The sequence below is a fragment of the Pseudomonas sp. MS646 genome (assembly GCF_036693845.1).
In the GTDB taxonomy this organism is placed as follows: domain Bacteria; phylum Pseudomonadota; class Gammaproteobacteria; order Pseudomonadales; family Pseudomonadaceae; genus Aquipseudomonas; species Aquipseudomonas chlororaphis_E.
Genome location: NZ_CP144763.1, coordinates 5,912,968 through 5,933,313, shown reverse-complemented (window position 1 = coordinate 5,933,313; position 20,346 = coordinate 5,912,968). Strand labels below are relative to the sequence as shown.

20 protein-coding genes are annotated in these 20,346 nt (G+C 61.9%); 13 read left to right on the top strand and 7 right to left on the bottom strand.

Going from position 1 to position 20,346, the window contains the following annotated elements; genetic code table 11:
• Window positions 1-303: 303 nt before the first annotated feature.
• The 4 genes from V3H56_RS26355 (at window position 304) to V3H56_RS26340 (ending at window position 4,922) form a co-directional block, all read left to right on the top strand.
• On the top strand, window positions 304-960 hold the full coding sequence (locus V3H56_RS26355) for a DUF1120 domain-containing protein (RefSeq protein ID WP_042730918.1): 657 nt from the start codon (window positions 304-306) through the stop codon (window positions 958-960).
• A 185-nt stretch (window positions 961-1,145) separates the two neighbouring features.
• Entirely contained in the window at window positions 1,146-1,844 is a 699-nt protein-coding gene (locus V3H56_RS26350) for a fimbria/pilus chaperone family protein (RefSeq protein ID WP_080922107.1), read from the top strand.
• Window positions 1,844-4,447 (top strand): fimbria/pilus outer membrane usher protein, encoded by a 2,604-nt coding sequence (locus V3H56_RS26345; RefSeq protein WP_338474022.1) that lies wholly within the window; start codon window positions 1,844-1,846, stop codon window positions 4,445-4,447. Before V3H56_RS26350 ends, V3H56_RS26345 begins: the two co-directional genes overlap by 1 nt.
• Before the next feature lie 10 nt (window positions 4,448-4,457).
• Complete coding sequence (locus V3H56_RS26340; protein WP_221178968.1) at window positions 4,458-4,922, top strand: hypothetical protein; 465 nt, start codon at window positions 4,458-4,460, stop codon at window positions 4,920-4,922.
• A 3-nt stretch (window positions 4,923-4,925) separates the two neighbouring features.
• On the opposite strand, the gene V3H56_RS26335 is transcribed toward V3H56_RS26340, so the two are convergent.
• The 4 genes from V3H56_RS26335 to V3H56_RS26320 are packed head-to-tail and all read right to left on the bottom strand — an operon-like array spanning window position 4,926 to window position 7,784.
• The gene (locus V3H56_RS26335) at window positions 4,926-5,663 is read right to left on the bottom strand and encodes an amino acid ABC transporter ATP-binding protein (RefSeq protein ID WP_042730920.1); all 738 of its coding nucleotides are present in this window, start codon (window positions 5,661-5,663) and stop codon (window positions 4,926-4,928) included.
• Window positions 5,650-6,300 (bottom strand): amino acid ABC transporter permease, encoded by a 651-nt coding sequence (locus V3H56_RS26330; RefSeq protein ID WP_338474021.1) that lies wholly within the window; start codon window positions 6,298-6,300, stop codon window positions 5,650-5,652. The genes V3H56_RS26335 and V3H56_RS26330 overlap by 14 nt, the downstream gene beginning before the upstream one ends.
• Window positions 6,297-6,977, bottom strand: coding sequence for an amino acid ABC transporter permease (locus V3H56_RS26325; protein WP_338474020.1), 681 nt, complete (start codon window positions 6,975-6,977; stop codon window positions 6,297-6,299). Before V3H56_RS26325 ends, V3H56_RS26330 begins: the two co-directional genes overlap by 4 nt.
• A gap of 21 nt (window positions 6,978-6,998) precedes the next feature.
• On the bottom strand, window positions 6,999-7,784 hold the full coding sequence (locus V3H56_RS26320; protein WP_042730923.1) for a transporter substrate-binding domain-containing protein: 786 nt from the start codon (window positions 7,782-7,784) through the stop codon (window positions 6,999-7,001).
• 254 nt (window positions 7,785-8,038) lie between these two features.
• Here V3H56_RS26320 and V3H56_RS26315 point away from each other — a divergent pair, with 254 nt between their 5' ends.
• From V3H56_RS26315 to V3H56_RS26285, 7 genes are all read left to right on the top strand, one after another.
• Window positions 8,039-8,746 (top strand): FadR/GntR family transcriptional regulator, encoded by a 708-nt coding sequence (locus V3H56_RS26315; protein ID WP_047735802.1) that lies wholly within the window; start codon window positions 8,039-8,041, stop codon window positions 8,744-8,746.
• A gap of 121 nt (window positions 8,747-8,867) precedes the next feature.
• The gene (gene trxA / locus V3H56_RS26310) at window positions 8,868-9,197 is read left to right on the top strand and encodes a thioredoxin TrxA (protein ID WP_042730928.1); all 330 of its coding nucleotides are present in this window, start codon (window positions 8,868-8,870) and stop codon (window positions 9,195-9,197) included.
• A 241-nt stretch (window positions 9,198-9,438) separates the two neighbouring features.
• Complete coding sequence (rho, locus tag V3H56_RS26305) at window positions 9,439-10,698, top strand: transcription termination factor Rho (RefSeq protein ID WP_003206716.1); 1,260 nt, start codon at window positions 9,439-9,441, stop codon at window positions 10,696-10,698.
• 152 nt (window positions 10,699-10,850) lie between these two features.
• Window positions 10,851-12,806, top strand: coding sequence for an acyltransferase family protein (locus tag V3H56_RS26300; RefSeq protein ID WP_047735803.1), 1,956 nt, complete (start codon window positions 10,851-10,853; stop codon window positions 12,804-12,806).
• Between the two features lie 78 nt (window positions 12,807-12,884).
• On the top strand, window positions 12,885-14,351 hold the full coding sequence (gene ubiD / locus V3H56_RS26295; protein WP_042732143.1) for a 4-hydroxy-3-polyprenylbenzoate decarboxylase: 1,467 nt from the start codon (window positions 12,885-12,887) through the stop codon (window positions 14,349-14,351).
• Window positions 14,351-15,319, top strand: a complete 969-nt coding sequence (locus tag V3H56_RS26290; RefSeq protein WP_047735804.1) for a CDP-6-deoxy-delta-3,4-glucoseen reductase — start codon at window positions 14,351-14,353, stop codon at window positions 15,317-15,319. The genes ubiD and V3H56_RS26290 overlap by 1 nt, the downstream gene beginning before the upstream one ends.
• A 219-nt stretch (window positions 15,320-15,538) precedes the next feature.
• Window positions 15,539-16,207, top strand: coding sequence for a gamma-glutamylcyclotransferase (locus V3H56_RS26285; protein ID WP_047735805.1), 669 nt, complete (start codon window positions 15,539-15,541; stop codon window positions 16,205-16,207).
• Here V3H56_RS26285 and glpT read toward each other — a convergent pair.
• Both glpT and V3H56_RS26275 read right to left on the bottom strand, forming a co-directional pair.
• A complete protein-coding gene (gene glpT, locus V3H56_RS26280; protein ID WP_047735806.1) occupies window positions 16,183-17,532 on the bottom strand; it encodes a glycerol-3-phosphate transporter in 1,350 nt (449 codons plus the stop codon). The two genes, V3H56_RS26285 and glpT, sit on opposite strands and share 25 nt — an antisense overlap.
• Window positions 17,533-17,942: 410 nt before the next feature.
• Window positions 17,943-18,920 (bottom strand): NADPH:quinone oxidoreductase family protein, encoded by a 978-nt coding sequence (locus V3H56_RS26275; protein WP_042731577.1) that lies wholly within the window; start codon window positions 18,918-18,920, stop codon window positions 17,943-17,945.
• Between the two features lie 150 nt (window positions 18,921-19,070).
• Here V3H56_RS26275 and V3H56_RS26270 point away from each other — a divergent pair, with 150 nt between their 5' ends.
• On the top strand, window positions 19,071-19,487 hold the full coding sequence (locus V3H56_RS26270; protein ID WP_042731586.1) for a flagellar basal body-associated protein FliL: 417 nt from the start codon (window positions 19,071-19,073) through the stop codon (window positions 19,485-19,487).
• Window positions 19,488-19,539: 52 nt separating this feature from the next.
• Here the strand turns inward: V3H56_RS26270 and V3H56_RS26265 are convergent, their stop codons facing one another.
• The gene (locus tag V3H56_RS26265) at window positions 19,540-19,992 is read right to left on the bottom strand and encodes an EVE domain-containing protein (RefSeq protein ID WP_042731578.1); all 453 of its coding nucleotides are present in this window, start codon (window positions 19,990-19,992) and stop codon (window positions 19,540-19,542) included.
• Between the two features lie 195 nt (window positions 19,993-20,187).
• Here V3H56_RS26265 and V3H56_RS26260 point away from each other — a divergent pair, with 195 nt between their 5' ends.
• Window positions 20,188-20,334, top strand: a complete 147-nt coding sequence (locus V3H56_RS26260) for a hypothetical protein (protein ID WP_172679762.1) — start codon at window positions 20,188-20,190, stop codon at window positions 20,332-20,334.
• Window positions 20,335-20,346 lie beyond the last annotated feature (12 nt).

Here is a 20,346-nt window from a genome sequence, read left to right as displayed (position 1 = left end):
CAAAGGGAACAGGGCTGGTCTACACCTGCTCTGATGCTGCATGAACGATGATGGCCACCAACGGGTGCGGCTGAGTTTCTGGCGGGCAACGGTTATCTATAAGATATTTATGTAGGAAAGTTTCTATGGTTTTGTAGTTGGTAGAAGTTTCCTACGATTCATGATGATGTTTCCTGCTTATCTTTAGGGGCTTTTTCCAGATACTTTCGCCCGGCAATTTCGCCGTGAAGTTAGTTGTTGCATCGTTGAAGTGTCGATGTTGCATGACTGACATCAAGCTGATGTGATTTTAAGGGAATTGATATGAAGAATAAGTTTGGACTGGCCGCAGTCGCTGTTCTCGTTCTGGCGTGCACTCATGCCCAGGCGGCTGATTTGCAAGTGACAGGTAGCATTGTTCCGGGCAGTTGCTCTCTGAATATTCCTACGACGGCTGTCGATTATGGGCGAATCAGCGTCAAGGACTTGAGCCCGGTCAATTACACAAAGTTGAGCAAGCTGAATACGGCATTCACCATCGTCTGTGACGGGCCGACGCTTGTCGGTTTGACCGCCAACGATAACCGGGCGGCTAGCAAAAAGCATGAAGCCATGGAGGTCATCGATCCAGGTCTTGCTTATCCACAAAATAGTTTCGGCCTGGGCGCGAACGCCGACGGCGAGAAAATTGGTGCCTTCAGCCTGCATGTTCGTAACTATTCCGTAGACGGGGACACGGACTTCAAGACGATCTTGTCCGCAGTGGGGTCAGGCGGCTGGATCAACGCTGGGAACTTTTTGCGCAGCGTGCCCAGTTACATGCTCTCGTGGTCTACGAGCAGTGCCACAACTCCCCACCTTTTGACAACGGTCTCCGGCGAGTTGGAAATCGAGGCGGCGATCAACAATACGACTGAACTGGTTGTGCGCGAAGACCTGCAAATAGATGGCAGTGCAACGCTGGAGTTGACTTACATCTGATGAAACGGCCAGCCCCGTTCCAGGGGCTGGCTCCTTGCAGGCACATGGGCTCTGCGCCGTCGATGGATGTGGACGATCAGGTCCGGCATCTGGATGTGGCCGTTTCGAGCCCGATTATTCAAACCCTATAGATCGCTCCACGAACGTCGTTTCGTGGTGGGAGAGCGTGTGTGTTGGATTTCTCAATGAAACTTGGATCGACCCTGCGAGCAGTGCTGTGCCTGGGCTGCTGTGCAGCGGGGCCGGCCATGGCGGCCGGCATGCAGCCGGAAACCACGGTGGTCATTTTTTATGAAGAGCATGGCCAGGCCCATATCAACGTCACCAATACGGATGCCGGCCCGACGCTGCTGCATTCGAAAGTCGAACACATCCCCGAAGACCCCGAGCTGTCGGTGATCGTGACGCAGCCGGTGGTGCGGGTCGACGCCGGGCAAACGCAGTTGATCCGTCTGGTTGGGGCGTTCACGGAACCGCTCAAGACCCAGCGCTACAAGCGTGTCACCTTCGAAGGGATTCCTCAGAAGAAGCTCGACGGCGGGGCCACCGTCGGGATCAACATCCGGCATAACCTGCCGCTGATCATTCATCCCAAGGGCTTGCCTCGGCATTCGGCACCGTGGGAGCTCTTGAAATGGACCGTCGAGGGCGAAAACCTGGCGGTCCAGAACGACAGCCCCTACGTCGTGCGTTTGTCTGAGCGGGTGCAGTTGAACCCGGCCAACGCCTCTGTGGCCCTGCCGCGCACTTACGTCTTGCCGGGCGAAACCTTGACGGCCGAGCTCAAGGCGCCCGTGTCCGCCGTCACGTCGGTCACGATCCAGCCTGCGACATTGTATGGGTTTGCGATTGGCAACTTCGATGCGCCGGTCGTGAGTCGATGATGATGCTCATGCATGCCACGCCATGCCCTGGCCTGCGCAGCGGTGATGGTCAATGGGGGGTCGCGGGAACGGGCAGCGCCCGCTGGTCGCATGGCCTGGCCTTGTCCGCAGTGATCTGCTGGAGCGCCAGTAGCCAGGTGCACGCGCAGGATCAAGGCTCCACCGACCGCTCATTTGCCCAGTTCGATACCTCGATTCTCTCGTCCCGAGGGATCGATCCTCGCGTTTCGGATTACTTGCGGGCCACGCCACGTTTCCATGAGGGGGCACAGGTGGTCAGCCTGCGGGTCAACGGCAATCCGCTGGGCTTGACCGAGGCGTGGTTCGATCGCGAAGGCGCGTTGTGCTTCACCCGCAGCCTGCTTGAAAAGGCCGGCGTGCAAGTGCCTGCCGCGATCATTGACGGGGCAGGGGTGGGCGACCAGGCCTGCCATGATTTCCTGGCGCGGTTCCCCAACACGGTCGTCAGCCTGCTTCCCGGTCGCGAAGAGGTTGCGTTGGTGGTGCCGAGCGAGGCATTGCGAGAACCGGGATTCGCCGAAGGCGCCTTTTCCCAGGGCGGCCTGGCCGGCCTGCTCAATTACGATGTGTTGGGCCTGGATAGCCAATCGAGCTCGGGCGGTGGCAACCGCTATCTGTCCGCGGCCACGGAGGCTGGCGTCAACCTGGGGGACTGGATCGTGCGCAGTCGCCAGCTCTACACCTCGATCAACGGGGTGCAACGCAGCGAGCACCTGTACGCCTATGCCCAGCGCGACGTCCTGGCGTTGCAATCCACCTTCCAGGCCGGGCAGCTTTCCAGCAACAGCCCGGTGTTCGGAGGGGTGCAGTTTTCCGGTTTCCAGTTTTTCCCCGACGGCGTCAAGCGCGGCGAGGGTTCTGGCGGGGCCGTGGTGCAAGGGTTGGCCCTGAGCCAGTCCCGTGTGGAGGTCCGCCAGTCCGGTGCGTTGATTTATACGACACTGGTTCCGGAAGGCCCCTTCACCCTCAGCCACTTGCCGCTGCTCAACGGCACCAGTGATCTTGACGTGAGCGTGATCGAAGAAAACGGCGCAGAGCAGCGTTTTGTCGTGCCGGCGGCGTCTTTTCGCGGCATGACGCCCGCTCAGTCGGGCTATTACCTCTCCCTGGGCCAGGCGCGTGGGGCGGGGAAGGGGAAAGGTGAGCAGCCGTTGCTGGCGATGGGCAGCGCAACCTGGGGCATCGGGCGCGGCGCGGCGTTGAGCAGCGGTTTGGTGGGGGCGCAGAATTATCAGGCGGTGGGCCTCGGGCTCGACACGCGCCCCATGGACAATCTCGCGCTCGGCGCGCGGGGCAACGTCTCCCATGACAAGGCCAGCGGCAGGTCGGGCGCGCGTAGCAGTCTTTCGCTGGGCACCTCATTGGCTGACAGCCTTGACCTGTCACTCAGCGTGACCCGGCAGACGCTAGGGTATCGCGAGGTCTCGCAGCTCCACTCCGTCGGCAAGGAGGACGATCGGCAGGACTTCTACGCGTCGCGTTTCAAGGACCAGTACACGGCTGGGCTCAACTGGTTCGATCCGGCGCTGGGTGGTTTCTCGCTGGGTTACACGCAGTCATCGCAGTTCGATAACCAGACGTATGCACGCTTGTACGGCTCGTGGAACAAATCGTTCAAGCACGCCAATGTGAGTGCCTACATTGACTCGGCAATGGGCACGTCAAGCGCCTACGACGATGGCGTATCGGTCCGCCTGCAGGTCAGCGTGCCGCTGGGCAGGGACCGACGCGCTCGTTCGTCTCTGACCCATCAGGGCAGCCGTTCCACCCTGGGAGCTGCCTACAGTGAGCGCATAAGCGACTCTCTCAACTATGAAGTGGGGCGCGAGCAAGGGCTGAACCATCCGAACTCCCAGACACGCGGCAGTCTCAACGCCTTGCCGCGCTACACCCAGGTCGGGCTCGGCGCCAGCCAGGACCGTTTCAGCACGCATTACAACGGTTATCTCAGGGGGGGCGTCGTCGCCCATGGGCAAGGGGTGACCTTTTCTCCTTACCGAATCCAGGAAACGTTCGGCGTCGTATCTGTGGAAGGCGTTCCCGGAGCCCGGATCAACACGCCGCAAGGCCCGGTATGGACCGACTCGCAGGGCCGGGCGGTGATTGCCAGCTTGCCTGCCTACAACAACAGTCGTGTCGAGGTGGACACCCGGTCACTGCCCAGACGCGTGGACATCCAGAATGGCACCAAGGTGCTGAGCGCCGGGCGTGGCTCGTTCAATGCCGTCGATTTCTCCGTGCTCAACGTGCGCCGGCTGCTGGTCCAGGCCCGTGACGAAAGCGGCGCGGCACTTCCACAGGGCGTCTCGGTGCTGACGACCAATGACGACTTCCTGACCAGCGTGGCCGGCGAAGGCCTGATTTTCCTCAGCGATATCAATGAGCAGCAGGCCCTGAAAGTTGCGTTGTCCGGCTCCAGGACGTGCCAGCTTCAATTCGAATTCATGGAAAACAATGATGAAGACCTCCCTTATGAGACCGCTTCGGCGGTCTGTCGCGACTTTTCGGCATCCGAGGCAATGGCTTCTAGCGAGGAGCCTGTGTTGCCTGGGTCTGCTGTTGGCGAACCCAGCGAAGGCTGAGCAATGCAGCGTGTCGCTGAGCCAGGACCGGCTCGATTATGGCCGCCTGCACCAAGGCCAACTGCTGGTCGAGCAGCCGGGCCAGGCAGAGCTGGCGCTGGGCAAGCGAACCTTGAACCTGAATGTGGTCTGTGCCGAGCCCAACACGATGGCCTTGCGTTTCGACAGCCCTGGGGCCGGGCCCGAGGCCTTCAGCCTGGGGCTCCACGGTCATTTCACGATCAGCCTCACGCGGCCCCGGCTGGACGGGCAGGCTGTCGAGCTGTTCCAGGGGCGTGCCCGCACCCTGGAGCAGGGCAGCCGTCTATTGCCCGGACAGACACTGGTTGCCCGGCAGGGCGGAGGGCCTGTCCGGGGGCGGATGTTTTCCGCGCAGGTCGAGATCGAGACCTACTTGCCCGCCAGTGCGGCCCGGGTCCGTGATGAGACGTCGATCGATGGCCGCGGGCGCTTCGAGCTCGTGCCGCAGCCCTGAACGTCAGGCGGCCGGTTCCACGGTGCCGATGAAATTCGCCAGCTCCGCCGTCTGCGGAGCGGCGAACAACACCTTGGGATCGCCCACCTCATGCACCTTGCCCTGGTGCATGAACACCAGTTTGTCGCCGACCTCCCGGGCAAAACGCATCTCGTGGGTGACCATGATCAGCGTCATGCCCTCCTGGGCCAGTTGCCGCACCACGCTGAGCACTTCGTTGACCAGCTCCGGGTCCAGGGCCGAGGTGATCTCATCGCACAGCAGCACTTTCGGCGACATCGCCAGGGCACGGGCGATCGCGACCCGTTGCTGCTGGCCGCCGGACAAGCGTTCCGGGAACGCATCGAATTTTTCGCCGAGGCCGACCCGTTCGAGCATCTGGCGCGCCAGTTCGGCCGCCTTGGCCTTGGGCACTTTCTGGACGACCTGAGGCGCGAGCATCACGTTCTCGCCGACCGTCAGGTGCGGGAATAGGTTGAATTGCTGGAACACCATGCCGACTTTCTGCCGCAGGCTGCGCAGATCGGCGCGGGCCGCATCGAGGTATTCGCCGTCCACTTCGATCACGCCATCGTTGATCGACTCCAGGCCGTTGAGCGTGCGCAGCAAGGTGGATTTGCCCGAGCCGCTGCGACCGATGATCGCCACCACCTGGCCTTCCTCGACACTCAGGTCGATGCCCTTGAGCACGTGGTGATCGCCGTAGTACTTATGCAGGGCGGATATTCTAAGCAGAGGCATGCAGTCTCCTTTCCAGGTAGCGCGCACTGAGGGACAAGGGGTAGCAGAGCAGGAAATAACCGAGGGCCACCAGGCCATACACCATGAACGGCTCGAACGTGGCGTTGGCGAGCATCCCACCGGTCTTGGTCAGTTCGGTGAAGCCGATGATCGAGGTGACGGCGGTGCCCTTGACCACCTGCACCGAAAAGCCCACGGTCGGCGCCACGGCAATGCGCAGAGCCTGTGGCAGGATCACGTAGCGCAACTGCTCCAGGCGGTTGAGGGCCAGGCTCGAAGACGCTTCCCACTGGCCATTGGGGATTGCCTCGACGCAGCCGCGCCAGATCTCCGCCAGGTAGGCGCTGGTGAACAGTGTCAAGGCGATCGCCGCCGCCATCCACGGCGAAATCTCCACCCCGGCCAGGGCCACGCCGAAGAACACCAGGAACAGCTGCATCAACAGCGGTGTGCCTTGGAAGAGTTCGATGTAGGTACGGGCGATGTTGCGCGGCAGCGCGTTTCCGGAAATGCGCAGCACCATGACCAGCAAGCCGATCACGCCGCCCCCGATGAACGCCACCAGCGACAGCGCCAGGGTCCATTGCAGGCCGGTGAGCAGGTTGCGCACCACGTCCCAGAACGTGAAGTCACTCATGGCCGGCCCCCCGCGCTGTTCCGGTACAGGCACTGGCGGCCGACCCAGTTCAGGAACTGGCGGATCAACAGCGCCATGCACAGGTACACCAGGGTCGTCAGGGCGTAGGTTTCGAAGGCGCGAAAGTTGCGCGACTGAATGAAGTTGGCAGCAAAGCTCAGCTCTTCGGTGGCGATCTGCGAACACACCGCCGAGCCGAGCATCACGATGATGATCTGGCTGCTCAGGGCTGGCCAGACTTTGCCCAGCGCCGGCAGCAACACCACGTGCCGGAACGCTTCGAAGCGGCTCATGGCCAGGGCCGCGGCCGCTTCCAGTTGCCCCTTCGGGATCGCCTGGATGCCGGCGCGGATGATCTCGGTGGAATAGGCGCCGAGGTTGATCACCATCGCCAGCACCGCCGCCTGCCATTCGGAAATCTGCAGGCCCAGGGACGGCAAACCGAAGAAGATAAAAAACAGCTGCACCAGGAACGGCGTGTTGCGGATCAACTCCACGTATACGCCGAAGATCGCCGCGAACGGGCGAATGTTCCACGCCCGCACCACGGCCCCGACGATGCCCAGGCCGACCCCGAGCAAGGCACCGATGGCCGTCAGTTCCAGGGTGAACAGGGCGCCGCGCACCAGCAACTCAGTGTTTTGCACCACTGGCAGAAAATCGAACTGATAAGCCATGCTCAGTCTCTCAGGCGACGATCAGAGATCGGCCGGCAGCGGCTGCTTGAGCCAGGTCTGGGCGTTTTTCTCCAGGCTGCCATCGGTCTTGGCGGTGGCGAGGATCTGGTTGACCTTGTCCAGCAACGCCGGCTCGTTCTTGTTCACGCCCACGTACACCGGGGAGTCCTTGAGTTTGACTTTCAAGGCCGGGACCCGCTTGGGGTTGCGTTCGCTGATGGCGACCATCACCACGTTACCGCTGGCGATCAGGTCCACCTGGCCGGCCAGGTAGGCGGCGATGGTCGAGTTGTTGTCTTCGAAGCGCTTGATGGTGGTGCCTTCGGGCGCGACCTTGGTGAGCTCGATGTCTTCGATGGCGCCACGGGTGACGCTGATGGTCTTGCCCTTGAGGTCATCCAGGCCATTGATCGGCGCATCGGGTGGGCCGAACACCGCCAGGTAGAACGGCGCATAGGCGCTGGAGAAATCGATGACCTTCTCGCGTTCAGGGTTCTTGCCGAGGCTGGAAATCACCAGGTCGACCTTGCCGGTGGTCAGGAACGGAATACGGTTGGTGCTGTTGACCGGGGTCAGTTCCAGCTTGACCTTGAGCTGGTCGGCCAGCAGCTTGGCGGTGTCGATGTCCAGGCCACGGGGCTTCATGTCCGGGCCCACCGAACCGAACGGCGGGAAGTCCTGCGGCACGGCGACCTTGAGGGTGCCCCGCTTGACCACGTCTTCCAGGCCGTCGGCGTGGGCGGGTAGCTGGCAGAGCATCAGGCTGGCAAACAGAGCTGTGAGCAGGGCGCTGCAACGCTGAATCATGGCGAATCTCCGCAATCGGTGATGTGATTTCTGCGTTCGGACAGAGCACAGGCCATGCCAAGGCGACTTTTCAGCCGCCCAGGCCGCGGTTTTGCTGGTGGGAAGCGGTCTTACTGGTCTGAACAGTCGTGGTGTTTTTCGCACCGTTATCGGGCGTCGGTATTTGTCGCCGAACCCTGCTGGGGCACGACTTGCCGGGCGCGGCGAATAGCTTTACAACTAGCCGCTCACTGGCCCGGTTCGTCTTAAAAATCATGAATTCCATCGCTCGCGCCGTTCCTGAAGTGGCCCTGCAAGCCATCCGCAAACTGATCGTCGATGAAGGCTTCGGGCCGGGCGATGCGTTGCCGTCGCAACGGGAGCTGGCGCTGCAATTGGGGGTGAGTCGGGCGTCGCTGCGCGAAGCGCTGTCATCCCTCAGTGCCCTGGGCATGATCAGCGTGCAGCCGGGCAAAGGGGTCTTCGTGCAGGCACCGCTAGAGGCTTCACGCAGCGAATCGGCGCCGGGCTGGCCGTTCGCGGCCCAGGCCACGCCGGTGGATATCTTCCAGTTGCGCTACGCTCTGGAGGGTTTCGCGGCGGGGTTGGCGGCGGTGACGCTCAGCGCCAATGAGCTGGACATGCTGCAAGACAATGTCGAAGCCATGCGACGGGAATTGAAGATTGGCGATTTCGACGCCGCCGCGCGGCTGGATTTCGAATTTCATCGACGAATCCTGTTGGCCAGCGGCAATCAGGCGATGCTGAGCATTCTCACCGCTAGCGCCGACATCTTCCTGGAAAGCCAGAAACTACCGTTCATCAGGGCCGAGCGGGCGATGGAAACCTGGCAGGAGCATCGCAAGATCCTTCGCGCCCTGGCTCGTCGGGCTTCAGGCGCTGCGCAAAAAGCCATGCAGGAACATGTACGTAACGCCGCACTGCGTACCGGGATTTCCTTCGTCGCCCCCGCGGCTTCATGACCTCGACCATACCCAAAGCCATCGACCGCCATAGCGAGACTCAATCAACTGCGGCTTCCTGAACCCGGGAAGGGCCGCTATGATGGGCCACGTTTTTTTGCTGACAACCCCGGAGATTTCCATGAGCAGCGATCTGATCAAACACGTTAGCGACGCTAGCTTCGAGGCTGACGTACTCAAGGCCGAAGGCTTCGTACTGGTCGACTATTGGGCTGAGTGGTGCGGTCCGTGCAAAATGATCGCCCCGGTCCTGGACGAAATTGCCGAGACGTATAAAGGCAAGCTGACCGTTGCCAAGCTGAACATCGACGAAAACCAGGAGACTCCGGCCAAGCACGGCGTGCGTGGTATCCCGACCCTGATGCTGTTCAAGAACGGCAACGTCGAGGCGACCAAGGTAGGTGCGCTGTCGAAATCGCAACTGGCGGCTTTCCTCGACGCCAACATCTAAGCGTCGAATGCCATTGAAAAAGCCCCGCAAATCGCGGGGCTTTTTCGTTATTCGGGGCTAGACGCTCGCAAACCCAGGTGTTACATTCGGCCCCGCACTGGTTTCTCCTGTGCCCCCTGCAAGCCGTCGCCGACGCTCTCCTTTCGATTAAGTACGCGATCCTGTCGCCTTCTCTGCGGCGCGGCCTCATTAAGCCAAAAGCTTAATTTCCCCCCTCCATAAATGATTACGTCATTCCTATATGAATCTGACTGAACTCAAGCAAAAGCCGATTACCGAACTGCTCGAATTGGCCGAACAGATGGGCATAGAAAATATGGCCCGTTCGCGCAAGCAGGACGTGATTTTCTCCCTGCTCAAGAAGCACGCTAAAAGCGGCGAGGAAATCTCCGGTGATGGCGTGCTGGAGATTCTCCAGGACGGCTTCGGCTTCCTCCGCTCCGCAGATGCTTCCTATCTCGCCGGCCCAGACGATATCTACGTCTCGCCGAGCCAGATCCGTCGCTTCAACCTGCGCACCGGTGACACCATCGTTGGCAAGATCCGCCCTCCGAAGGAAGGCGAGCGTTATTTCGCGCTGCTCAAGGTCGACACCATCAACTTCGACCGTCCGGAAAACGCAAAGAACAAGATTCTGTTCGAGAACCTGACCCCACTGTTCCCGACCGTGCGCATGAAGATGGAAGCCGGCAACGGCTCCACCGAAGACCTCACCGGTCGTGTCATCGACCTGTGCGCACCGATCGGCAAGGGCCAGCGCGGCCTGATCGTGGCTCCGCCGAAAGCGGGCAAGACGATCATGCTGCAGAACATCGCGGCGAACATCGCCCGCAACAACCCTGAAGTTCACCTGATCGTGCTGTTGATCGACGAGCGTCCGGAAGAAGTGACCGAGATGCAGCGCACCGTGCGCGGCGAAGTGGTTGCCTCGACGTTCGACGAGCCGCCGACCCGTCACGTGCAAGTGGCCGAAATGGTGATCGAGAAGGCCAAGCGCCTGGTCGAACACAAGAAGGACGTGGTGATCCTGCTGGACTCCATCACCCGTCTGGCCCGTGCCTACAACACCGTGATCCCGAGCTCCGGCAAGGTGCTGACCGGTGGTGTCGATGCCCACGCCCTGGAAAAACCAAAGCGTTTCTTCGGTGCCGCGCGCAACATCGAAGAGGGTGGCTCGCTGACCATCATCGCCACCGCACTGGTTGAAACCGGTTCGAAGATGGACGAAGTGATCTACGAGGAGTTCAAGGGCACCGGCAACATGGAACTGCCTCTGGATCGTCGCATCGCCGAGAAGCGGGTCTTCCCGGCCATCAACATCAACCGCTCCGGCACCCGCCGCGAAGAGTTGCTGACCGCCGACGACGAGCTGCAACGCATGTGGATCCTGCGCAAGCTGCTGCATCCGATGGATGAAGTCGCTGCCATCGAGTTCCTGGTCGACAAGCTGAAGACGACCAAGACCAACGATGAGTTCTTCCTGTCGATGAAGCGCAAGTAACAAGCACGGCATCGGCCAAAAAGGCGCCCCGGACAGGGCGCCTTTTTTTTGCGACACGCGGCCTGGACCGCGTTTATCGAACCGGATAACTTTTGCCGGTTGCAGGTTCTTTTCCCATCATCGCCTGTGTATCCACCTCGACAAGGATCGTTATGCATGTATTTGGCAACCGCCGTGATATCGACGGCCTGCGGGCGCTGGCCGTCATTCCGGTCGTGCTGTTCCACTTTGGCTTCGGCGCCTTCAGCGGCGGTTTCGTCGGCGTCGATGTCTTCTTCGTCATTTCCGGCTTCCTGATCACCGGCATCCTGTTCCGCGAGATCAGCTCGCAGCGCTTCAGTTTCGTCGACTTCTGGGCAAGGCGTGCCCGGCGCATCCTTCCGGCCTTGAGCGTGGTCATGCTCGTAACCCTGGTCCTGGGCTGGTTGTTGCTGGCGGCCAAGGACTTCTCGCAGTTGGGCAGGGCGGTGCGCTATCAGGCGATGTTCATGTCGAACATCCTGTTCATGCGCGAGGACGGTTATTTCGAGCCAGCCTCGGACCTCAAGCCGTTGCTCCACACCTGGTCCCTGGCGGTCGAAGAGCAGTACTACATTTTCTTCCCGCTGCTGATGGTGTTGTTGATGCGCCATGTGCGTCACTGGCGCTGGGTGTTGTTTGCGGTGTTGCTGGGGTCCTTCGCGCTGAACATCGGCTATGTCGAGCGCAAGCCTGACCTGGCCTTTTTCTCGCTGCCCACGCGAGCCTGGGAGCTGCTGTGTGGGGCGATGCTCGCTGTCTGGCCGGCGCCCCGGCACGCTGTGCGCCCATGGGTTTATCAACTGGTCGGCCTGGCAGGGTTGATCGCCGTGCTGGCGGCGATCTTCACGTTCGACAAGACCACGGTGTTCCCTGGCTGGGCCGCTCTGCTGCCAGTACTCGGCGCCACCGCACTGATCTGGTCCGGTGCCCAGGGGCCGAGCTGGACCGCGCGCCTGCTGAGCGCACGAGTGCTGGTCTGGGTGGGCTTGCTGTCTTATTCCTTCTACCTGTGGCATTGGCCGGTCTACGTCTATGCCAATGCCATTTCCGTGGACGGGATCCAGTCTTGGGAGGCATTGGGCTGGATCCTGCTGGCGCTGGGCCTGGCCTGGCTGAGCTGGCGCTTCGTCGAGCTTGCGTTCCGTGAGAAGCGTTGGCTGGCCGGGCGCAAGTCGGTGTTGATCGGGGCGGGAGTGGCCATGGCCGTCCTGGCCGTGACGGGTGTGGTGGTGCGATCGGCGGATGGCTTTCCCCAGCGCATCACGGGCAAGGCGCTGGAATATGCGCAAGCGCGGGATTGGCGGGCCGGACAGATGGAATGCATGCTCGGTTTCTCGGATACGCAGCCGGACAAGGCCTGCCTGCTGGGCGCAAACAAAGACCTGCCGGCCACGCAATTATTCTGGGGCGACAGTCATGCGGCGGCGCTGCTGCCAGCGGTGCAAGCCTGCGGGACCCGCGATGGGCGCCCCGTGTGGCTCTACGCCATGGGCGGCTGCCCGCCGGTGCAGAGCGCTGACGTCTCGCCGCGCTGTCGGGATTTCAATGAGCGGACCATGGAGCAGGTGCGTCGCCTGCACATCAGGGATGTGGTGCTGGCGGCCAACTGGAGCCTGTACGTCTACGGGCGCGAGGATGGGGACAAGAAGCACATGCTCAACCGCCTGGATGACCGCGCCACGGCCGAAGCGCGCATGGCGGCGGCAATCAAGGCCCGTGTGGCGACGATCAGGGCCACGGGGGCGCAAGTCTGGTTGTTCAAGGAAGTGCCCCTGCAGCGCCTCGGCACGATCAGCCGCTTGACCAGCCTGGCACGGACAGGCCGCTCGGCCGAGGGCCTGGGCCGTCCGCTTCAGGAGCACCTGGCGCGTCAGCAGGCCTTGAGTGCCTTGTTCGCGTCGATGAGCGCCGCCGACGCCGGTGTGCATGTCATCGACCCGGCGCCGATGATGTGTCCGGGCGAGGTGTGTCGCATTGAGGTCAACGGCCATACCCAGTACAAGGATGAAGATCATTTGTCTGACATCGGCAGTACCCGCCTGAGCCCGCTGTTCGCCCCCTTGCTGCTGGGTACGACCGATTATTGAGCGCTCCGCGCATGCGCGGGCTGCTGTTTGAGCGCTGGAGCAGGTAGGATGTACGCCTATTTTCGGGGTGGCATCTCAATGAAATTCAAGGATCTTCGGGATTTCGTGCAGCAGCTTGAGCAGCGCGGCGAGTTGAAACGCATCCAGGTTCCCATCTCTCCGGTGCTGGAGATGACGGAAGTCTGCGACCGCACGCTGCGGGCCAAGGGCCCGGCGTTATTGTTCGAGAACCCAACGGGCTATGACATCCCGGTGCTGGGCAACCTGTTCGGCACGCCGGAACGCGTGGCCATGGGCATGGGCGCCGAATCGGTCGACGAGTTGCGCGAGATCGGCAAGCTGCTGGCGTTTCTCAAGGAACCCGAGCCGCCCAAGGGCCTGAAGGATGCCTGGTCCAAGCTGCCGATCTTCCGCAAGATCATTGCCATGGCGCCCAAGGTCGTCAAGGACGCGATCTGCCAGGAAGTGGTAATCGAGGGCGACGATGTCGACCTGGCCATGCTCCCGGTGCAAACCTGCTGGCCAGGCGACGTGGGGCCGCTGATCACCTGGGGCCTGACCGTCACCAAGGGCCCGAACAAGGACCGCCAGAACCTGGGCATCTATCGCCAGCAGGTGATTGGTCGCAACAAGGTCATCATGCGCTGGCTGAGCCACCGCGGCGGTGCGCTGGATTACCGTGAGTGGTGCGATAAGCATCCTGGCCAGCCCTTCCCGGTGTCAGTGGCCCTGGGCGCGGACCCGGCGACCATCCTCGGCGCCGTCACGCCGGTGCCGGACAGCCTGTCCGAATATGCGTTCGCCGGCCTGTTGCGCGGCAACCGTACGGAGCTGGTGAAGTGCCGTGGCAACGACCTGCAAGTGCCGGCCACCGCCGAGATCATCCTCGAAGGCGTGATCCACCCCGGCGAGATGGCCGATGAGGGGCCGTACGGCGACCATACCGGTTACTACAACGAAGTGGACAGCTTCCCGGTCTTCACGGTCGAGCGCATCACCCATCGGCTCAAGCCGATCTACCACAGCACCTACACTGGCCGCCCGCCCGATGAGCCGGCGATCCTCGGCGTGGCGCTCAATGAAGTGTTCGTGCCGATCCTGCAGAAACAGTTTCCGGAAATCACCGACTTCTACCTGCCGCCGGAAGGCTGTTCGTACCGGATGGCCGTGGTGACGATGAAGAAGTCGTATCCGGGGCACGCCAAGCGCGTGATGCTGGGGGTCTGGTCGTTTTTGCGACAGTTCATGTACACCAAGTTCGTTATCGTCACCGACGACGATATCAATGCGCGGGATTGGAACGATGTGATCTGGGCCATCACCACGCGCATGGACCCCAAGCGCGACACGGTAATGATCGAGAACACGCCGATCGACTATCTCGACTTCGCCTCCCCGGTGTCCGGCCTGGGTTCGAAGATGGGGCTCGATGCCACGCACAAATGGCCCGGTGAAACCACTCGTGAATGGGGCCGGGTGATCGTCAAGGATGAAGCCGTGACCCAGCGGATCGATGCCCTCTGGAATCAGTTAGGAATAGATTGATGCGTGTAACCTTGCAGCCTTCCGGGGCGGTCCTGGACATACAGCCCGCCGAGCGGATCCTCGATGGCGCGCGGCGCCTGGGCTATGAATGTCCGCAAAGCTGCCGCAACGGCAACTGTCACGTGTGTGGTGCGTTGCTGGTGGAGGGTCGCGTGAAGCAAGCGGGCGAGGTGCGCGATCACGGTGAGATCTTCACCTGCATCGCCGAACCGCTGGAGGACTGCGTGGTGCTGTGGGATGGCGTGTTGTCGCCGGGTGAGCTGCCGGTACGCAAGCTGGTGTGCCAGGTGAGCGAATGCGCCGATGTGGGCGGCGATGTCTGGCGGGTACGCCTGCGTGCACCGGCAGGCAAGCCGCCGCGCTACCACGCCGGGCAGTACTTGATGCTCGAACGGGAAAACGGCGAGAAGTCGGCGTTCTCCCTGGCTTCGGCACCGCACGGCGGGCGTGACCTGCAACTGCATGTCCTGGTGCGCGAAAGCAGTGCGCGGGCGCTGCTTGCACAATTGCAACGCAACCCCAGCGTGGCGGTGGAAATGCCGTTTGGCGACACGCACTTGTCCGAGCTGCCGGACGGCCCATTGGTGCTGATCGCCGCTGGAACCGGCATGGCGCAGATGCACAGCCTGATCGAGCATTGCCGCGCGACGGGGTTCAAGCATCCGGTGCACCTGTACTGGGGCGTGCGCCGACCGGACGATTTTTATGAAATTGAGCATTGGGACGAGTGGAAGCAACTGCCGAATCTGTTCCTGCACAAAGTCGTCAGCGACTTGTGCGGTTGGGAAGGGCGCTGCGGGATGCTTCACGAAGCCGTCTGCGAGGACATCCGCGACCTCTCTGGCGTGCACGTGTACGCCAGTGGCTCGCCGGCGATGATCTACGCCACGCTGGACGCCCTGGTGGAAGCCGGGATGGACGCGCACCAAATGCGCGCCGACGTGTTCGCCTACGCCCCGCGGGCTTGATAGCGCGGGGCGCCTGCTCCGGCCGGGCTGCCTGGCAGCCCTCCATCCCACCCCCTCGTGACAGCTTTATGACCCCCTATATTTCGTTTCGGTATTTAGCCTTTGCGCCTGGATACCGATAACGTATATAGCGCTGGATGGCATCCAACTTGCCTTGTTCCGGATAAACGTCATCCCCCTGACGCGCGCCAGCCCCATTATTGAAAGACGCTACCGGCCATGACCGCTATCGAATCCGCCATAACCTGCGCTCTGTACCCACCACGGCTCGACCTGGGGGCACAACTGACCCATGAACAATTGCTCGCCTCGATGCAGTCGACCATGAGTCGCCATCGCGGCGGCCCGGTCTGGCTGTTTGCCTACGGCTCCTTGATCTGGCGGCCCGAATGCACGGCGGTGGAGCGGGTCCGTGGCCGGGTCCATGGTTATCATCGCGGCTTGTACTTGTGGTCCCACGAACATCGCGGCACCCCGGAGTTGCCAGGGTTGGTGTTCGGGTTGGATCGCGGTGGTTCGTGCAGCGGCTTCGCGTATCGCTTGCCACAGGAGAACCTCGAGGATTCGCTGTTTGCCCTGTGGCAGCGCGAGATGCCGGTGCCGTCCTATCGGCCTCACTGGCTCAGTTGCCGCCTGGAGGATGGCAGCCGCGTGCAGGCCCTGGGCTTCGTGCTGGAGCGGCACCTGCCCAGCTACGCCGGCAACTTGCCGGACCATGTGCTGAGCCAGGTGTTCGAAAGCGCCAGCGGTCGTTACGGCACCACTCGCGACTACGTCGAGCAGACCGTCCACGCCCTGCGCAGCCACGCCATGCCAGATCGGAATCTGGAGGCGCGGCTCAAGCGTTGCAGGTCAGCCCAGGATCAGACGACCGCTTCGCGACTCTGACTGGCGACTTGCTTGTGCCACAGGGTTGGCGCAAGGAAGGCCATGGCCAGCAGGCAGGCACCGATCAACAGCACGAAGCCGCCGTTCCAGCCAAAATGGTCCACGGTGTAGCCCATGGCAGCGCTTGCCGCGACCGAGCCGCCCAGGTAGCCAAACAGGCCGGTAAAGCCTGCGGCGGTGCCGGCGGCTTTCTTCGGGGCCAGCTCCAGTGCCTGCAAGCCGATCAGCATGACCGGGCCGTAGATCAGGAAGCCGATGGAGACCAGGGCGATCATGTCGACGGTCGGGTTGCCGGCCGGGTTCAGCCAGTACACCAGCGTGGCCACGGTCACCAGGGCCATGAACACCATGCCTGTCAGGCCACGGTTGCCGCGGAAGATCTTGTCCGACATCCAGCCACACAGCAGCGTGCCGGGAATACCCGCCCACTCGTAGAAGAAGTAGGCCCAGGAGCTTTTATCCACGGTGAAGCCCTTGGCTTCCTTCAGGTACGTCGGTGCCCAGTCCAGCACGCCATAGCGCAGCAGGTAGACGAACACGTTGGCCATGGCGATGTACCAGAGCATTTTGTTGCGCAGCACGTACTTGACGAAGATTTCCTTGGCGCTGAATTCGTTCTCGTGGCTGGCGTCGTAGCCTTCCGGGTAGTCGTTCTTGTACTTTTCGATCGGCGGCAGGCCCACCGATTGCGGGGTGTCGCGCATGGTCACGAAGGCAAATACAGCAACCGCCAGGGCCACGGCAGCAGGCACGTAGAACGCGGCGTGCCAGTCATTGAACCAGCCCATGCCCAGCAGGAACAGCGGGCCGATCAGGCCGCCGCCGACGTTGTGCGCCACGTTCCACACCGACACCACGCCGCCGCGCTCTTTCTGCGACCACCAGTGCACCATGGTCCGCCCGCTGGGCGGCCAACCCATGCCCTGGGCCCAGCCGTTGATGAACAGCAGGATGAACATCATGGTCACGCTGGACGTGGCCCAAGGCGCGAACCCGAAGATGAACATCACCCCCGCCGATACCAGCAGGCCGAATGGCAGGAAATAGCGTGGGTTGGAGCGGTCGGACACCAGGCCCATCAGGAACTTGGACAGGCCGTAGGCAATGGCGATGGCCGACATGGCCAGGCCCAGTTGGCCTCGGCTGTAGCCCTCGTCGATCAGGTAGGGCATGGCCAGGGAGAAGTTCTTGCGCAGCAGGTAGTAACCGGCGTAGCCGATGAAGATCCCGGCGAAGATCTGCCAGCGTAGGCGTCGGTAGGTACTGTCTATCTTTTCTTCAGGCAAGGGCGCCTGGTGTGCGGCAGGACGAAAGAAAGCAAACATTCAAGGGCTCCAGGATTCTTGTTATGCGGATGTGAATGTTACAGTTTCGTTACCGAAAATAGCATTGCTTCTCATCACTTAAAAAGCGGAAATTTTCCTGATCGAATGTTCTTAAATGAACATGTCGCTCAGACGTAGTCGAAGGGCGCTGTAGGAAGCTTCGTCAGTGGCGTTTTCACACCCCGAATCGCAGCCTGCGCGACAAGGCAATGGGAAACGTCCTTCATTGATAGGGGACGTCTCGCCATTCAGCCTTTGGGCCATGCTGCTGATGAGGGCCGGGGTGGCGGGCACGGTCCGGGTCGGCTTTACGGCGCACGCCGACGGCCGGGTCGAGTCGGGCGCGATGCTGCACAGCGATCATCCCGACTTCGCCGATGCCGCCCGAAACGCCGTGAGCCAGTAGCGCTTCAGCGCACCTGCACGACGACTTTGCCCACGGCCTTGCGCTGCGCCAGGTCATTGATGGCCTGGGCGGCGTTGTCCAGTGGGTACACCTGCGAGACCAGAGGCTTGAGCTTGCCTTCGGTGAACCAGCCAAACAGTTGCTGGAAGTTGGCGGCATTGTCCTGGGGCTGGCGTTGGGCGAAAGAGCCCCAGAACACGCCCATGACGGCGGCGCCCTTGAGCAGGGCCAGGTTGACCGGCAGTTCGGGGATGCGTCCGCTGGCAAAGCCCACCACCAGCAGCCGGCCATTCCAGGCGATGGCGCGAATGGCCTGGTCGAACAGGTCGCCACCCACCGGGTCGTAGATCACGTCGGCGCCCTGGCCGTCGGTGAGGCGCTTGATCTCATCCTTTAGGCTGGCTTCGCTGTAGTTGATCAGTTCGTCGGCACCGGCCGCCTTCGCCACGGCGAGCTTCTCGGCGCTGCTGGCGGCGGCGATCACCCGTGCGCCCATGGCCTTGCCGATCTCCACTGCCGCCAGGCCGACACCCCCGGAGGCACCGAGCACCAGCAAGGTTTCGCCGGGTTGCAGGTGGGCCCGTTGCTTGAGGGCGTGCATCGAGGTGCCGTAGGTCATGCTGAAGGCGGCAGCGGTGTTGAAGTCCATGGCTGCTGGAATAGGCAACACGTTGTAGCCAGGGACCGCGACCTGTTCGGCAAAGCTGCCCCAACCGGTCAGTGCCATTACCCGGTCGCCGACCTTCAGATGGCTGACCTTTTCGCCCACGGCACTGACGACGCCCGCCGCTTCGCCGCCAGGGGAAAACGGGAAGGGTGGCTTGAATTGGTATTTGCCCTCGATGATCAGCGTGTCAGGGAAATTCACCCCGGCGGCGTGCACGTCCAGCAGGATCTCATTCTTCTTCGCAATGGGGCTGGCGACGTCTTCCAGCACCAGCGATTCGGCAGGGCCGAATTCTTTGCACAGCACGGCTTTCATCAGGGCTATTCCTTTGGGAGTGATGGCCGATAAGTGTAGGTGTGAGAGTCAACGGGTCAACGAGCATGCCCCGCCCTGATAGCCGGCCATAAGCTTGTGCTTGAACGGCGGGTCGGTATGCTGGGCCGCAAACCGGATGAGGAGTCGAATGTGAAAGCGTGGATTGTGTTGATGCTGGCCCTGGCGCTGCCTGCGGCAGTGATGGCCGAAGAGGCCAAGGAAGCGAAGGAAGGCGAGGCGCCGAAGGTCAGCTACATCACCCTCAGCCCGCCCTTCGTGGGCAACTATGGCCTGGACGGTACGGCGAAGCTGAAGGTCTACAAGGCTGACGTGGCGCTGCGGGTGACCGGCGATGCGGCTGCCGCGGCGGTGAAGGCGAATGAACCGCTGATTCGCAACCAGTTGGTAGCATTGTTTGCCCAGCAGACCGTCGAGACGATGAACAACGTCGAGGCCAAGGAAAAGCTGCGCCAGGAGGCGTTGAAGCAGACCCAGCAAGTGATGAGCGACGAGACTGGCAAGCCGACGGTGGAAGATCTGTTGTTCAACAACCTGATCATTCAGTAAGGCTTGAGGGCCAGGGCGGGGCTTTCGTGAGCCTGCTCGCGAAGACGGTCGTCTAGGGTTTCAACCCGATGACCGCCGCCCATTGTTCGGCTGTCACGGGCATCACCGACAGTCGCGAGCCTTTCTGCACCAGTGGCATCTCGGCCAATGCGCTCTGCTGCTTGAGGTAGTCGAGCTTCAGCACCCGGGCAAATGTCTCGACGTGAGCCACGTCGATGGCCGTCCAGGGGTTCTTGTCCGGGCTGGCCTTGGGGTCGTGGTAATGGCTGTCGGGGTCCAGTGCGGTCGGGTCGGGGTAGGCTGCGCGGACGATCCGGCCGATCCCGGCGATGCCCGGCTCGGGGCAACTGGAGTGGTAGAAGAAAAACGCATCGCCGACGGCCATGGCTCGCAGGAAATTGCGCGCCTGATAGTTGCGAACCCCGTCCCAGCGCGCCTGGCTGAGCTTTTCCAGGCCTTGGATGGAGAGCTCGTCGGGCTCGGACTTCATCAGCCAATAGGCCATGATTTCTACTCCTGGGCGGTGTGCTTGAAAATAGTTCAGCGATTTTATGACAAACCGACAGTCGGTTGACGCCAGAGTTTGCGTGTCGCCGCAGGTTGCCGCAAAATGCCGGCCTTCCAAGCTTGACGCTGCTGCACGGCCAATAAGAAAACCGCTGCTGTCATCGTGTGTGATATGCCTTGAGGGGGGCAATCGATGAAACGCAAACCGGATTTGTTGTGGATTCTGGTCATTCTGTTCGGTCTGGGTGTCGTGACCACGGGTTACGCACAAAGCCTGTGGACCAACAAGGTCGAGGCGCCGATGGACATTACCCAGCCCGCGCCCACGTTCAAACGCTGAACCCGTCTTCCT